Annotated in this window: 14 protein-coding genes; 6 read left to right on the forward strand and 8 right to left on the reverse strand. The window is 32.7% G+C overall.

Annotation, left to right across the window (positions count from 1 at the left end):
- Both ACXAHM_RS07790 and ACXAHM_RS07795 read left to right on the forward strand, forming a co-directional pair.
- Positions 1-1,050: an o-succinylbenzoate synthase gene (locus ACXAHM_RS07790; RefSeq protein WP_474959856.1), complete on the forward strand. Its 1,050-nt coding sequence runs from the start codon at positions 1-3 to the stop codon at positions 1,048-1,050.
- Between the two features lie 106 nt (positions 1,051-1,156).
- Positions 1,157-1,885 carry a hypothetical protein gene (locus ACXAHM_RS07795; protein ID WP_474959857.1) on the forward strand — a complete coding sequence of 243 codons (729 nt, stop codon included), beginning with the start codon at positions 1,157-1,159 and terminating at the stop codon, positions 1,883-1,885.
- A gap of 73 nt (positions 1,886-1,958) precedes the next feature.
- On the opposite strand, the gene ACXAHM_RS07800 is transcribed toward ACXAHM_RS07795, so the two are convergent.
- Positions 1,959-3,488 carry a peptide MFS transporter gene (locus tag ACXAHM_RS07800; RefSeq protein ID WP_474959858.1) on the reverse strand — a complete coding sequence of 510 codons (1,530 nt, stop codon included), beginning with the start codon at positions 3,486-3,488 and terminating at the stop codon, positions 1,959-1,961.
- Between the two features lie 315 nt (positions 3,489-3,803).
- On the opposite strand from ACXAHM_RS07800, the gene floA reads away from it, so the two are divergent.
- Positions 3,804-4,820, forward strand: a complete 1,017-nt coding sequence (gene floA, locus ACXAHM_RS07805; RefSeq protein ID WP_474959859.1) for a flotillin-like protein FloA — start codon at positions 3,804-3,806, stop codon at positions 4,818-4,820.
- 69 nt (positions 4,821-4,889) lie between these two features.
- Here floA and ACXAHM_RS07810 read toward each other — a convergent pair whose 3' ends face one another.
- The 5 genes from ACXAHM_RS07810 to ACXAHM_RS07830 form a co-directional block, all read right to left on the reverse strand.
- Positions 4,890-6,311 carry a nucleoside recognition domain-containing protein gene (locus ACXAHM_RS07810; protein ID WP_474959860.1) on the reverse strand — a complete coding sequence of 474 codons (1,422 nt, stop codon included), beginning with the start codon at positions 6,309-6,311 and terminating at the stop codon, positions 4,890-4,892.
- A gap of 2 nt (positions 6,312-6,313) precedes the next feature.
- Positions 6,314-7,087 (reverse strand): FeoB small GTPase domain-containing protein, encoded by a 774-nt coding sequence (locus tag ACXAHM_RS07815; protein ID WP_474959861.1) that lies wholly within the window; start codon positions 7,085-7,087, stop codon positions 6,314-6,316.
- Entirely contained in the window at positions 7,077-8,045 is a 969-nt protein-coding gene (locus ACXAHM_RS07820) for a metal-dependent transcriptional regulator (RefSeq protein ID WP_474959862.1), read from the reverse strand. The genes ACXAHM_RS07815 and ACXAHM_RS07820 overlap by 11 nt, the downstream gene beginning before the upstream one ends.
- A gap of 179 nt (positions 8,046-8,224) precedes the next feature.
- Positions 8,225-8,824 carry an OmpW family outer membrane protein gene (locus ACXAHM_RS07825; protein ID WP_474959863.1) on the reverse strand — a complete coding sequence of 200 codons (600 nt, stop codon included), beginning with the start codon at positions 8,822-8,824 and terminating at the stop codon, positions 8,225-8,227.
- A 13-nt stretch (positions 8,825-8,837) separates the two neighbouring features.
- Positions 8,838-9,482, reverse strand: a complete 645-nt coding sequence (locus tag ACXAHM_RS07830) for a DUF4136 domain-containing protein (protein ID WP_474959864.1) — start codon at positions 9,480-9,482, stop codon at positions 8,838-8,840.
- Positions 9,483-9,703: 221 nt separating this feature from the next.
- On the opposite strand from ACXAHM_RS07830, the gene ACXAHM_RS07835 reads away from it, so the two are divergent.
- From ACXAHM_RS07835 to ACXAHM_RS07845, 3 genes are all read left to right on the forward strand, one after another.
- The gene (locus ACXAHM_RS07835; protein ID WP_474959865.1) at positions 9,704-10,237 is read left to right on the forward strand and encodes a hypothetical protein; all 534 of its coding nucleotides are present in this window, start codon (positions 9,704-9,706) and stop codon (positions 10,235-10,237) included.
- Positions 10,238-10,242: 5 nt separating this feature from the next.
- Positions 10,243-10,647 carry a YkvA family protein gene (locus tag ACXAHM_RS07840; protein WP_474959866.1) on the forward strand — a complete coding sequence of 135 codons (405 nt, stop codon included), beginning with the start codon at positions 10,243-10,245 and terminating at the stop codon, positions 10,645-10,647.
- A 139-nt stretch (positions 10,648-10,786) separates the two neighbouring features.
- A complete protein-coding gene (locus ACXAHM_RS07845; RefSeq protein ID WP_474959867.1) occupies positions 10,787-11,032 on the forward strand; it encodes a hypothetical protein in 246 nt (81 codons plus the stop codon).
- Between the two features lie 56 nt (positions 11,033-11,088).
- Here ACXAHM_RS07845 and ACXAHM_RS07850 read toward each other — a convergent pair whose 3' ends face one another.
- Positions 11,089-13,350: a M1 family metallopeptidase gene (locus ACXAHM_RS07850; protein ID WP_474959868.1), complete on the reverse strand. Its 2,262-nt coding sequence runs from the start codon at positions 13,348-13,350 to the stop codon at positions 11,089-11,091.
- Positions 13,351-13,400: 50 nt separating this feature from the next.
- Positions 13,401-15,740 carry a M1 family metallopeptidase gene (locus ACXAHM_RS07855; protein ID WP_474959869.1) on the reverse strand — a complete coding sequence of 780 codons (2,340 nt, stop codon included), beginning with the start codon at positions 15,738-15,740 and terminating at the stop codon, positions 13,401-13,403.
- Positions 15,741-15,773: the final 33 nt, after the last annotated feature.

Raw genomic sequence — 15,773 nt, forward strand, 5'->3', positions numbered from 1 at the left:
ATGCTGAAGTATGAGTATGTAAAGCGGGAGTTAATTTTTAATTTTCCTGCTAAAACATCAAGAGGAGCGATCTCAAAGAAGGATTGTTTTTTAATTAAAGTTTTTAATCCATCAGCACCTCACATCATAGGATGGGGAGAGTGTAATTATCTAAAAGGATTAAGTATTGATGATTTTGACGATTATGAATCAAGATTATCAAAAATTTTAGCAGCATGTTCTAAGGGGTTGACGGATATTGAAAACTTAGATGACTACGTTGATAAAACCATTTACCCAAGTATATATTTTGCTTTAGAAACAGCTCTTTTGGATTTAAAAAATGGAGGAAAAAAATTAATTTATGCGAATGATTTCTATAAAGGACAACAAATTCCAATCAATGGATTAGTTTGGATGGGAGATAAGTCTTTTATGAAAGAACAAATTGATAAAAAATTAAAGGCAGGGTTTGATTGTATAAAAATTAAGGTTGGAGCTCTAAATTTTCAAGATGAGTTAGATCTATTAAAGTACATACGCAGTGAATATTCTCCAGAGGAAATTACATTACGAGTAGATGCAAATGGTGCCTTTAAACCTGAAAATGCATTAGAAAAATTAAAAAGATTGTCTGAATATCACTTACATTCTATTGAACAACCTATATGGGCAGGACAATGGAATGAAATGAGTGAACTTTGCTCAAATACACCAATTCCAATTGCTTTGGATGAAGAATTAATAGGTGTAGATCCTCACAAGAAAGCTTTTTTATTAGAAACTATTCAACCACAATATATAATTCTTAAACCCGCACTAGTAGGCGGCCTTCAACAATGTGAAGAGTGGATTAATAATGCAGAAAAGCTAGATATACCATGGTGGATGACATCTGCCTTAGAATCAAATGTAGGTTTAAATGCTATTGCACAATTTACAGCTAATTACATTATTGATAAGCCTCATGGATTAGGCACAGGACAATTATATAAAAATAATTTCCCCTCACCATTAGAAGTAAAAGAAGGAACATTGTCATATAATGACGCATTAGAATGGGTAATATAATTTATATATTTTTATTATTTTCTTACATAGATATTTTTGATTTCCGAAACCTAACTGTATTATTAACGTTTGTTTAGATTACTTAGATCACTATTTCACTTGCTTTATGAATATTTTGAAAATAACTTCTTTCATTACCCTTTTCTTTTTGACTACTTTTTGTGTTTCAGCACAAACATTTACAACAGCAAAGGAATTAAAAAAATACTATAAGAATAATGTTCACGAGCTTCCTTCCCCACAAGAAGGATGGCATAATGTGTGGGTAATATTACCTGCTGAAAATGCGTTTCAAAGTGACCATACTGAAGAAGTAATTGACGCTAAAGTCTTAGTGGAAGAAGGAGAAATTGTGGAAGTATTTTACGAAAATTCTGATTACCATCAACTAGTATCAAATGTTGGTAAAATCAAAAAAGGAAAAGGAGAATTTCAGAAAGTACTTTTAGATATAAATTCTAATGTAACAGAAGTGTTTATCGCATATAGCCATACTGTAATCTTTAAACACGAAGAGCATAAAAGTATTAAAGCATTACATGAACATGATGATAATGAGGTAGGTAATATGTCATTTTATTCCTATGAAAAGAAGGTAGAGAAACAAGGCTATTATTTATTTGTGAAAAATGAAAAAACGAATGATTTTGATCTTGTTGGTTATCTAAATAAAAAAGGAGCAGCAGATGCCTTAAAATTTAATTTGAAACCTGGAGATTATGAAATTTATTCTATTCAAAATAAAATACAAGTCAACCGTAGAATGCCTACTCAAAAACATCAAGTAACCATTGATGAAGAATCAGATCATAAATTTGAATTAGCTAAGCAATAAGAATTCTGATTCACTAAAAAAGCCATTGAAAGTTTATTTCAATGGCTTTTTTATATTTAATAAGTATTCTTTTTTAGTGAATACCTTTCATCATCTTATTTAAGAATGGTGAAACAACAAACGCTAAAATTGCTGCAATAAAAGCATAAACAGTTATGAAATAAAATGTATCATAACCTAAACTCTGAGAAATTTTAGTCATCGATGCTGCTAAGAAATTACCCAAAGCAATTGATGCCATCCAAAGACCCATCATAACTGATACAATCTTAGGAGGAGATAGCTTAGTAATCATTGATAAACCAATAGGAGACATGAATAACTCGCCCACTGTATGGAAGAAATACACTGCAACTAACCACATTGGAGAAATCAATGCATTTGAATCAATACTACTTGCCTCTTTATAAGTATCATTAGCAATAGCCATAATACCAAAACCAATACCTAAGAATACTAATGATAAAGCAAATTTAACTGGTGTTCTTGGATTCATATTAGCATCAGTAAGTTTTGTCCACATAATAGTGAAAATTGGAGCTAATAAAATGATAAATACTGCATTAATAGATTGGAACCAAGATGCAGGAACTTCAAATCCAAGTACAACACGGTTAGTATATTGATTTGCAAAAGTATTGAATGATGTACCTGCTTGTTCAAAACCTGACCAGAATACAATATTAAAAACTGCTAATGCAAATATTACAGCAACACGAGTCCATTGTGTTGTACCTGAAGTATTCTTAAAAATAGTTGTACCAAGGTAACCAAAACCACCAATAGCAATAATAGCAACGATAATATTAATAATGTCTGAAGGTACATTTATTAAAGCAAAGATAATGGCAAAAGTACTGATAGCTAAGATAACTACATATACTAAAATGCTCATCCAATCTTTTTTCCCTAATTTAAATTTTGTAGACCCATCATCGTTTGGAGGTAAACCAACTGCTTCACCTGTTTCACCACTGATAACAGACGTTTCTCTCAAGAAGAACCAAATAGTTGAAATCACCATACCTACACCAGCAGCTATAAATCCATATTCCCATCCTACTTTTTCAGCTAATGAACCACCAACAAGGTTTGTGACAAAGGCACCCAAGTTAATACCCATATAGAAAATGGTAAAACCACCATCTTTATTTGGATCATCAGAACTATATAAGCCACCAACCATTGTTGAAATGTTTGGTTTAAAGAAGCCGTTACCAATAATTAATAAACCTAGACCTAAATATAAGGCCATTTGACGACTGTCAATTAACTCAGCTAAACCATATTTTACAGAGGCTGCCATTGTAAATTGACCTAAAGCCATTAACAATGCACCAATATAAATTGATTTTCTTTGTCCAATCAATTTATCAGCTAAGATACCTCCAATAATAGGAGTTAAGTAAACTAATGAAGTAAATATCCCGTATATACTATATGCTTCTGTTTCTTCTAATCCGAAGCCACCATCAGCTAATGTTTTCATTAAGTATAATACAAAAAATCCACGCATTCCGTAGTAGCTAAAACGCTCCCAGAATTCTGTGGCAAATAAAGTATACAGTCCTTTAGGATGTCCTGTTGAAGTTGCCTTATTCACTTTTTTAAATTTTGGTTAGTAAAAATTATTCATTTCACGTAAAAAACTTCGATGGAAGAAGTGTATAAATCTGATAAAATCTATTTAGTTCACTTTTTACGATAAAAATGTTCAATCCACAAATATGCAAAATATTCTAGAAAGAAAAAGTTGATATTAAACATCAAAACACTCATTTTTTTGTATTATATTTCCAATAAACATTAAGTAATCAAGGAAATGATTAATTTTTTAACTTTATTTTTTAATACTGTTTATTTCTAATGAGTTGATTACTAGATATTTTATCTTTAAAATTAAACTATATACAAATTCATGGACAACTTAGTGGTCTTTGCTTCAATTCTAGTAATTGGCATCATTGGTTTCTTTACATTAATGTATTTTGTTCCGGTAAATTTGTGGATTACTGCTATTTTTTCTGGTGTAAGACTAAGTTTGATAAGTCTTGTAACCATGAGAATTCGAAAAGTTCCGCCAAAAGTTATCGTAAATTCATTAATTACAGCAACAAAAGCAGGCTTAAATCTTACTACTTCTGATTTAGAAACGCACTACTTAGCTGGAGGGCATGTACCTTCAGTAATTAAAGCACTTATTTCAGCAGACAAAGCAAACATTCCATTATCATTTAAACAAGCAGCAGCTGTAGACTTAGCGGGTAGAGATGTATTTGAAGCAGTTCAAATCTCAGTAAATCCTCAAGTAATCAATACGCCTAATGTTTCAGCAGTAGCACAAGACGGTATTCAGTTAGTAGCAAAAGCTAGAGTTACTGTTCGTGCAAATATTGCTCAATTAGTTGGTGGTGCTGGTGAAGAAACTATTTTAGCAAGAGTTGGAGAGGGTATTGTAACCTCTATCGGTTCGTCTTTATCACATAAAGAAGTATTGGAGAATCCAGATAAAATTTCTCGTTTAGTATTAGAGAAAGGACTAGATTCAGGAACTGCTTTTGAAATTTTATCTATTGATATTGCAGATGTAGATGTTGGTGATAATATTGGAGCAAAACTTCAAATTGATCAAGCGGATGCAGATTTAAAAGTAGCAGAGGCAAAAGCAGAGGAAAGGAGAGCAATGGCTGTTGCGATTGAACAAGAAATGAAAGCTAAAACACAACAATCAAGAGCAAAGGTTATCGAAGCAGAAGCAGAAGTGCCATTAGCAATTGCAGAAGCTTTTAGAAGTGGTAATTTAGGTATTATGGATTACTACAAATTAAAGAATTTACAGGCAGATACAACAATGAGAGATTCTATTGCTGAAGCCAGCAGAGATGATCAAACGACAGATAAAAGAATTGATGATGAAGAGGAAGAGGAGTATTAATCTTTAGCTTTATAAGTAAAAAACGGATACAATTTTAAATGTTGTATCCGTTTTTTGTTGATTCCTTTTTTAAAACATATAATAGATTTGAGCGACGAGAAAACAAACTATGAAACCTAAGATGACAGGTCCTATAGAAGCTAAAGTAGTCCATCTCACACTATTTGTTTCTTTATATATAGTATAAATAGTTGTACTACAAGGATTATGTATCAATGAAAATAACATTACGTTTATCGCAGTTAACAATGTCCAACCCCCAGCAACTAAAACATCATGTGTATTACTTACAGAATCTAATTCAAACATTACTCCATCACCAGATCCAAAACCAGTAATAGGTGAGGTCATAACAGTTAACATTAAAATGGTTGGAATAACGACCTCATTGGCTGGAATTGCAAGAACATAAGCCAATAGAATTACCCCATTTAAACCAATGATTAATCCAAAATTATCTAAAAAGTCAATAAGATGCGCCGCAATTGATGCATCACCAACGGAAATATTAGAGACTAACCATATAATTGCTCCTGCAGGTGCAGCAAACAAACATGCTCTCCAAAGAACAATTAGCGTTCTATCAATTAGAGAGGTATAAATTGTTTGTAAGATTCTTGGTTTTCTGTAAGGAGGTAGTTCTAAAGTAAAAGAAGAAACTTCACCTTTTAATACCGTCTTTGATAATACCCAAGAAGATGTAAAAGTTAATGCAATTCCTAATAAGGCAACACCGATCACACTTGCTGTAGATACCAAGCTTTTATAGGAATCTGGTACCATTTGTCCAATGAAAATAGTACCCAATAGTATTTGAGTTGGCCAACGTCCATTACACAAAGAAAAGTTGTTCGTTATAATAGCAATTAATCGCTCTCTAGGACTATCAATAATTCTAGTAGCAATAACACCTGCAGCATTACAACCAAATCCCATACTCATTGTTAAAGCCTGTTTACCATGTGCTCCTGATTTTCTGAAAAGAGCATCAAGATTAAATGCAATTCTTGGTAAGTAACCTAAATCTTCTAAAATGGTGAATAATGGGAAAAATATTGCCATAGGAGGTAACATCACCGAAACTACCCATGCTAATGATAAAAATATTCCATCTACAAAGAACCCTGTAATCCACCATGGGGCTCCTACATCAACTGTTAAGGCTCTCAACCATTCATAACAATTATCTAATAGTAGATAGGCCAAAAATTGTGAAGGATAATTAGATCCAACAATTGTAAGCCATAATACAACTGATAATACGAGAAACATGATAGGGAATCCCCAAATAGGGCTAGTAACTATTCTATCAATTGCTCTATCGAATGAATAATTTTCTTTTTGACCTTCTTTGATAACTGTTCTATCAGCAATGTGGGCTGCATTTTGGTAAATACTTTCAGATAGTTTATCATGAAACTCTTGCCCAATTTCCCATCTTGTTTCCGCTGCTTCATCCAGAAGGTTTTGTATTGCTTTCTGTTTATCCATGATTATCTGTTGTTAATAAATTCACCTTCTTCAAGCGCTTTAATAATATCTTCATCTCCGTCTAATAGCCTAAAAGCTATCCATCTTGCATTGGGTAATCCAGGATATACACTTTCAATGGAAGCTTGAATTTTAGCTACTTTTTTATCTATTTCCTTAGGGACATTTTTAATTCTATGTGGAGTACATTTAATTTTACCTTTGACAACATCATCAACTGTTTGTAAAAGTTCAGAAATACCCACATTTCGAATCGCAGAAGTTGCAACAACAGGAATACCTAAATCTTTCGATAAAGTTCTCTCATCTACTGTAATATTATGTCTTTTTGCTTCATCGATTAGATTTAAACATAAAACGGCTTTATCGGTAATTTCAAGAATTTGTAAGACCAAATTTAAGTTTCGTTCTAATCTACCTGCATCTACAACGATGATTGTAACGTCAGGCTTTCCAAATAAAATAAAATTACGTGCTATTTCTTCATCTTCAGAAGTAGACATCAGTGAATACGTACCTGGTAAATCAATGATTTTATAACTTTTGTCGCTATATTCAAATCCACCTTCCGCACGACCTACAGTCTTACCTGGCCAGTTGCCTGTATGTTGTTTTAATCCAGTAAGATTATTAAAAACAGTACTCTTTCCTGTGTTTGGATTTCCAGCTAATGCAATCACGTAGTCTGTATTCTCTATATCAACTCCAAGACGTTTTAAACTACGGTTTGGGTTAACTGCACAAGTGTCACATGCACTATGAGATTTATTCTGCATTATCTTCTACTTTTTTAATTAATATCATATCTGTTTGCTCCTTACGCAAAGCAATTAATGTTTCACGAATCAGATAAGCTGTTGGATCGGAGAGAGGGCTCACCATGTTAATTTTAATTTCTGACCCTTTCACAAAACCAAGATCAAGTAAACGGCGTCTGTTGATACCTCTACATTCAGAAGATAAACCTGTTATCATTGCTTTCTCACCAATTTTCAAATTTGTAAGTCGAACAATGCCTTGTGGTATTTCTTCTTCTTCTTCCAATACGATAACTGTAATGTTCTTTAATTCTCTTTGACTAAATTGAAGAACATGACCTTCGGTAGCATAAATTGACGAAGTCAAATTAACAGTCATGATAGAACCAATATGTAAACCTTGTGTAAGAATACCTTGATATACATTTTTTGGTTCATCTTCAATATGTAAAACTTTAACAGTACAGTTATGTTTTATTTTTGAGAGACTCAAACCTTTTATCTTGGGTAATTGACCATCCTTTGTTGGAATAGGATCTCCATGAGGATCAAATTGAGGATTACCAAGTTCTTTGGCCATTTTATCCACTTCCTCATCCGTGAGAGCATGTTCCATTTTTTCTGCTTTACTATGCCAAGTATTTTTGGAGAATCCAGTTTTTTCAGAAAGATATTTCTCATAAATACGATGCCTTCTGATTAATTTTAAAGCAAATGATCTCCCTGATTCTAAAAGAACTATTGCATTATTATCTTTTTTAATCTTTTGATCAGAAATCAATTGATTAATACTATCAATAATTTTTTCATTTGTAAATAAGAGCACATCACAAATACTTTCAGTAGTTGATTCTTTTTCATCTTCTTGAGCCTTAAATAACAATTTTAATATATCTTCTTCTACGATGCTTTGATCAACCTTATTTAATAAAATATTGTCGATCCAACTTTTAATACCCATTGACCTAAAATCCATTTGTATAATCTTTTGTAAAGATAACTTTATTTTTAGGTATGTCTAAAAATAGTTTATGAAACTTAAGAAATTAGCTGAATTTTAGATTTATATGACGTTTTTTTGATAAAAAAAGAAGGCTAGCGAAATGAATCACTAACCTCCACATTTATTACACTCTACCAAAGTATAAGTTTCTTTTACATATCGAATGCAAAACCAAAGTTAAAACTCCAATATTGTTGACTGTCAACTCCTCCAGCTGCAGCTGCGTAATTATATTTTACATTACTTGTAAAGTATGTAGCTCTACCCATCGGGATTAATATACCTGCTTCTGGTGCAACATTGAAGTGCCATTGTTGATCTACGAAAGCAACAGATCCATATTGATCTTGATATTCATAATGTGCAGCTCCAATACCTGCTCCGACGTAAGGGCGAACACCGCCTTGTTCACCAAAATAGTAATGGTAAGTTGCCATTACTGGGAATTGATTAATATAAGTGTAATTATTCCCAGAAATATCACCATTTCCACCAGGTAGAGATGTGGTTGTATAGCCTTTGTCTTCATAGAATCTTTGATAACCAAATGAAACACCGAAACTCATGTTGGTATTGATAAAGTGTCTATAATCAATGGCTGCACCTCTAAAACTTGTATTGGAAGTAAAGGCAGATGTATTACCTGTAGGAGTAGCCATACTATATGTAAGACTCACGATATTTTCTTGAGCGAATGCTGACCCACTTGACATAATTACAAGTGTGATCAAAAACGAAAATAATTTTTTCATAATGGATTTGTAATTATTGGTTTAAGTAAGGTGATTGTTCAAACATTTGAATAATGTTTTTCTCTGCTCTTCTTTGTTCATCAACAGAAGTGGTTGTGAATCCGTTAGTAACACCTTCCCATAAAATTGGAACGGCAACACTATCACTTTCACTAATGTTTGCAGGTAAATTAACTGGAATATTATCTGCTAATTCAACCATAATTGTACCTTTTTGATAAGCGGCAACTCCTTGAACTGGATAAGGATACCAAGGATAACCCCATCCTGGGCCCCAACCCCAACCAGGGTATCCACCCCAATAATTCCACCAACTATAAACAGTAGTAGTAGTAACAGAGTAGCAAAGTGCAACTACATCTGGCTTTCTTGAATCCGTCTCAGGAATAAATTCGTAATTCATTCTTAACATTTCTTCTTTGACAGTGTTTAGAATTACAAGATCCATATCCGTAAGTTCATTTTCAGTAGTATCGCCGACATGTGTTACTTTCCATGGCATACCAAAGGTCTTCTTGTTAGAGAAATCAGCGTCAGGATGTACATTCGTAATGACTACATCGTATTCATCAGCTGTTTGAGGACCTTGAGGGTTACAGCCGATCAGCAATGCCAGTAGAGACATTAAAGAAAGTGTTTCAAATCTCAAGAATTTCATTTTTTGATTGTTTAGTTATTTGTATAATAAAATTAAGTTTCGGTTTTCTTAATATACTCCTTAGACAAGGAAGGGTTAGGTTAAGACATTGTTTTTAATGAATCTTAGTATAGATTAAGGCTTTTAAAGGTTATCTAATATTTTAATTTATTTTATTAAAAATTTCTATTTAGGTCATATTATACTATATTCATATCTGACAACACAAAAGAATAACTATTATGAGTGTAATTTTTGACTTAATTAGAGAGCGAAAACTCAATACTACTGAAGCTATTATTTTACAATACTATTGTCTCAACAATTCTTTTTCTGAACCTAATAGTATTATTGCAGACGAATTAAATGTTTCCTTGTCAGTGGTAAGTCGTGCAAAAAGGAAATTAATTCAACTTGGATTAATTGAAATACAAAAGAATTATACGAGTGGTTTAGCTAGGGACGCTGATACAATCACTACAAATTTTAATATTGTAGAACTTTTTGGCTTGACTACAAATGTTGTTGAAGGAGGACAAGAAACAATAATTGAAGATAAAAGTGAAATTCAACAAACTATTCAAGAAATTGTAAAAAAACATTTGAGAAGATCTTCAAGACCTGTTACTTTAAGTAATATTGCTACTCAGATTTCTAAAATTGATGGTAAGATGAAACCGAAATCGGTTGAAAATCATAAAGGACTTATCATTGATGAAATTGAAACAATGGGCTATCAATGGTTTAATAATAGCGTATTTGCCACTCTACTTTAAGTATTATGAATTACAAAGGAATTTTAAAAAGCTTATCAAAAAGTGCAACAAAATATTCATCAAAATTTACAGAAAAAGAATTTTGGATTAAAATCTTTCGATATGCTAAAAAAGCGGGGTTAAAAGTGGCCTACTTTGCCATTGTTTTATTTTACACAATGATAGATCAAGATACACCGAGTAGTAGTAAACTCATTATTATGGGAGCTTTAGGGTATTTTATATTGCCAGTTGATCTAATTCCTGATATTATTCCTGGAATTGGATTTACAGACGATCTCGCAGCACTTACAGGTGCAGTTGTAAATGTAGCCATGCATATAAAACAAGAGCATAAGGAGCAGGCAGATAAACAAATGACTAAGATTTTTGGGAATATTTATAAATCAGAAGAAATGGAATTGGAATAAACGTTTATAAAAAAGTATTATTCTAAGGATTTGTATTATAGGTAGTTATGATATTAAGAATTTGTTTTACGTATTATTATATTAGTTAAACAATAACAAAAACATTTACATTCTTATTTGTTTACAACCATAAACTATCATGACTAGAGAACAAAAAATCCAAAAATTTTTAATGGGCCTGTGCCTTAATGCAGGTGAGTCTATGGAGGACATAGCAAAGCATTTGGGCTTTTCTTCAAACAGTACAGAACTTAAAGAGATTACAAATTATCTCGAACAAGAAGGGTATATTAAAAATACTCAGTCAGCTTACAAAAACACAACAACAACTCTGACGAAGAAAGGAGATAAACAAGCCACATCATTATTAGAATTCGCCAACTAAAAAACATCAAAAAAGGCAGTCAATTTTGACTGCCTTTCTTATTGTTAGAAATAACCTTAGTGACTACTCTTGTATAATTGAAAGCGATTTAAAACTTCTTCTCTGGGGAAGTTATTATTGTAAGTATCAATATCGGCAGTTTCTCTATTAGGATCTAATTGGAACGAAACAACCTTTTTAGTTTCAACAAATACTTTTGTTACTTCTACATCATCCTTTCTCCATATTTCAGCAGGAATATATACTTTTTCAGTAGTGCCATCTTCATATTTCTTTAAAAGAATAATTGGCATAACTAATCCACCTTTATTCTTGAAGTCAATTTGATAAATATATTTACTGTCTTTTAACCAATTTTTATCAGCTGCTGTAAGACTTGCTTCATATCTTTTATATTGTTCTTCTTCTTCAGGTGTTTTATCTAGAGGATCATATGTATTATAAAAGTCAATTAATTCTTTTTTAGCTTCAACTCTTGTTGCTAATTGAGCCTCCTCATTGTGAATCGTTGTGATATCAGAAGCTTTATTATCTCTTTTCGCTTTTCTTTTTGCTTCTTCTATTGAAGGATTTTGAGTATCCAATTCTTTAAAAGTCACATTTTCAATACTAATATCACATGGTTCTGTAGTATAGAACCAACCTCTCCAGAACCAATCCAAATCAACTGCTGAAGCATCTTCCATAGTTCTAAAGAAATCAGCAGGAGTAGGGTGTTTAAATTTCCAACGATTAGCATATTCTTTAAATGCATAATCAAATAATTCTCTACCCATTATTGTTTCTCTTAAGATATTTAGAGCTGTGGCAGGCTTTGAATAAGCATTATATCCAAATTGATGAATCGATTCAGAGTTGGTCATCGTTGGAGAAATACCTTTAGGATCTCCTTTCATATAATCTACAATCAATTCAGGATGTCCTTCTAAACTTGGATAATTTTCTTCCCACTCTTGTTCCGCTAAAAATTGTAGGAAAGAATTTAAACCTTCATCCATCCATGTCCATTGACGTTCATCAGAATTGACAATCATAGGGAAGTAGTTATGACCAACTTCATGGAAGATTACTGAAAGCATGCCATACTTTGTTCTTTTAGTATAATTGCCTTTTTCATCCACACGACCATAATTGAAACAAATCATAGGATATTCCATTCCATTTTCTGCCTCTACAGAAATAGCAACTGGATATGGATAAGCAAAAGTATGTTTTGAATATACTTCTAAAGTATGAGCTACAGCTTCAGTTGAATATCTTTTATATAAATCATAAGCTTCTTTTGGATAATAAGACATAGCCATCACTGTTTTACCACCAACTTCTACACCCATAGCATCCCACAAGAATTTTCTTGATGATCCTAAAGCAAAGTCTCTTACATTTTCAGCTTTATAATGCCAAGTCTTCGTTCCTTTTTGCTTTTTCTTTTCTTTCTTTTTAACCTCTTTTAGATCAATGATCATTTCAGGTCTTTCTGCGTATTTTGCCTTTTCTAAAAGAGCAATTTGTTCTTCGGTTAATACTGTAGAATCTTGTAAAACACCCGTAGAAGCAACAATATGATCTGAAGGAACAGTTAATTTAACGTCAAAATTTCCAAAAGTTAAAGCAAATTCACCATCACCTAAGAATTGTTTATTTTGCCAACCATTTACATCATCATAAACAGCCATTCTTGGGTACCATTGTGTAAGCGTATACAAAGTATTTCCATCTTCAAAAGACTCATAGCCACCACGACCTCCCATGAGGTTTCGATCATTAATATTGTAGTACCATTCAATAGAAAATGAAATTTGATCTCCATGCTTCATTACTTGAGGTAGATCAATACGCATCATCGTTTGATTAATGACATATGGGAGTTCATTTTTCTTGTGGTCTAAAACTTTTAAGATCTTATGACCTCCATCGTATTCAGGGTAACCTTCTATTCTCTTTAATTTCTTTAATGAGGCTTTTTCTTTAATATTACTTTGACTGATCTTGTAAGTATTAGAGTTTTTAGCTCTCATATTTTGATCTAATTGTATCCAAAGATATTTAATTTGATCAGGAGAATTATTGGTATATGTAATTGTTTCAATACCCCTTAATTGATGTTTTTCTTCATCTAATTTAGCTTCAATTACATAATCAGCTTTTTGTTGCCAATATTGATGACCGGGAGCACCAGAACCTGTTCTATAAGCATTTGGAGTAGGTAATTCCTCCTCAAGTTGTTTAAACTTACTATTGTTATAAAATTCTTGTTGTCCAAAAGTTGTTGATGTAAAACCTAAAGAAACAAGAAGTATAGATAGTGTCTTTTTCATAATTAAAATAAAAACGGCCATCGTTTGAAGATGGCCGTTAGTGTTGAAGATTATTTTTTCTTCTTCGCTTTTTGCATTGGATTTAATCGACCAGAATCATAAGATCTTGGTTGACTAGCACCAGATTTATACAACTGGAATCTACTCATTTGAGTTTGACGAGGGAAGTAGTTGTTTTCTGTATCAATGTCAGCTGTTTCTCTGTTTGGATCTAATACAAACTGAGTAACTGGCTTTTCACATACAAATACTTTAGTAACTACTACATCATCTTTTCTCCAGATTTCAGCGGGGATATATTTTTTCTCTGAAGTACCATCTTCATATTGTAATTCAATAATAATAGGCATTACTAAACCACCTACATTTTTGAAATTCACTTGATATAAGTACTTATTAGAATTAATCCATTTTTTGTCATCAGCATTTAATGAAGCCGAGTATTTTTTATACTGCTCATATTCTTCATAATCTGCATCTAATTCATCATAGCTATTGTAGAAATCCTTTAATTCAGGTTTTCTATCAACTCTACGAGATAAATTAGATTCTTCATTATGAATAGTAGTGATGTCTTTTGGTTGTGAATCTCTAGCTTCCTTACGTTTTTTCTCTTCTACGTCAGGATTTTGAGTATCCATTTCTACATATTGAACGTCATCAATTGAAATGTCAACTGCTTCGTTAGTAAAGAACCAACCTCTCCAGAACCAATCTAAATCAACACCTGAAGCATCTTCCATAGTTCTATAAAAATCTGCTGGCTTAGGATGTTTGAATGCCCATCTAGTAGAGTATTCTTTGAATGCATAGTCAAATAACTCACGACCCATAATTGTTTCTCTTAAGATATTAAGGGCAGTGGCTGGTTTACCGTAAGCATTGTTTCCAAATTGTTGAATTGACTCTGAATTAGTCATGATAGGAGAGATATTGTTTTTCTCACCTTTCATGTAATTCACAATATTTTCAGCTGGACCTCTACGAGAAGGGTAATTAACTTCCCATTCTTGCTCCGCTAAATATTGACAGAAAGTGTTCAAACCTTCATCCATCCAAGTCCATTGACGCTCATCAGAGTTAATGATCATTGGGAAGAAGTTGTGACCTACTTCGTGAATAATTACTGAAATCATTCCGTATTTGATACGTGGAGAGTAAGTACCATCTTTTTCAGGACGACCATAATTGAAACAGATCATTGGATATTCCATACCATTTGAAGCTTCAACAGAGATAGCAACAGGATAAGGATAATCAATAGTATATTTAGAGTAAACCTCTAAAGTATGAGCTACTGCTTCAGTTGAATATTGACCATAAAGAGGGTTAGCTTCTTTAGGATAGTATGACATTGCCATTACAGTTTTTCCGTTGATGTCAACACCCATTGCATCCCAGATAAACTTACGTGACGAACCAAATGCGAAATCTCTTACGTTTTTCGCTTTGTAATGCCAAGTTTTAGTTCCTTTCTCAACAGTTTTCTCTTTTTTCTCTGCTTCTTTTTGAGAAACAATAACTACTGGTTTTTTAGCAGTTTTTGCCTCTTCAAATCTTTTCTTTTGCTCATCTGATAAAATTTCATCAGGATTTTGTAATTCACCAGTTGAAGCTACGATATGATCAGATGGCACAGTGATTTTTACATCATAGTCACCAAAAGTTAAAGCAAACTCACCGTTACCTAAGAATTGTTTATGTTGCCATCCGTTGAAATCATCATAAACAGCCATTCTTGGGAACCACTGAGTAATAGTATAAATAGTATTACCATCCTCAGCAAAAGTTTCGTAACCGCCACGGCCACCCATTAATAGACGATCATTGATGTTGTAATACCAATCAATGCTGAATGAGAATTGCTCGCCCGGCTTTAATGGTTGAGGTAAATCAAGACGCATCATTGTTTTGTTGATTACATAATGTAAATCAGCACCATCTTTACCAGTCACTTTTTGGATTTTGTGACCACCATCATACTCAGGGAAACCATCAACTGCTGCTAAGCGATTGATATTTGTTTTTTCACCAACTTTGTTTTGTCTGATTTTATACGTATCAGAGTCCGTAGCTCTCATATTTTGGTCCAATTGTATCCAAAGGTACGTTAGAGCATCAGGAGAGTTGTTGTAATAGGTAACAGTTTCAGATCCTGTAAGTCTATGAAGTTTCTCATCAATTGAAGCTTCAATTACATAATCTGCTTTTTGTTGCCAATATTCATGTCCTGGAGCACCAGAACCTGTTCTATAAACGTTCGGTGTAGGAAGTTCTTCATCAAGTTGTTTAAACTTGCTGTTATTATAGAACTCCTTTTGACCAAATGACAAATTCGCACTTGACACTAGTACAAATAGCGTAACGAATAATTTGGTAATTCTTGTCATAAGAATGGAAGTTGCTAAAAATTGAAAGTTTTA

The sequence above is a fragment of the Flammeovirga sp. AWQ4_249 genome (genome assembly GCF_056161045.1).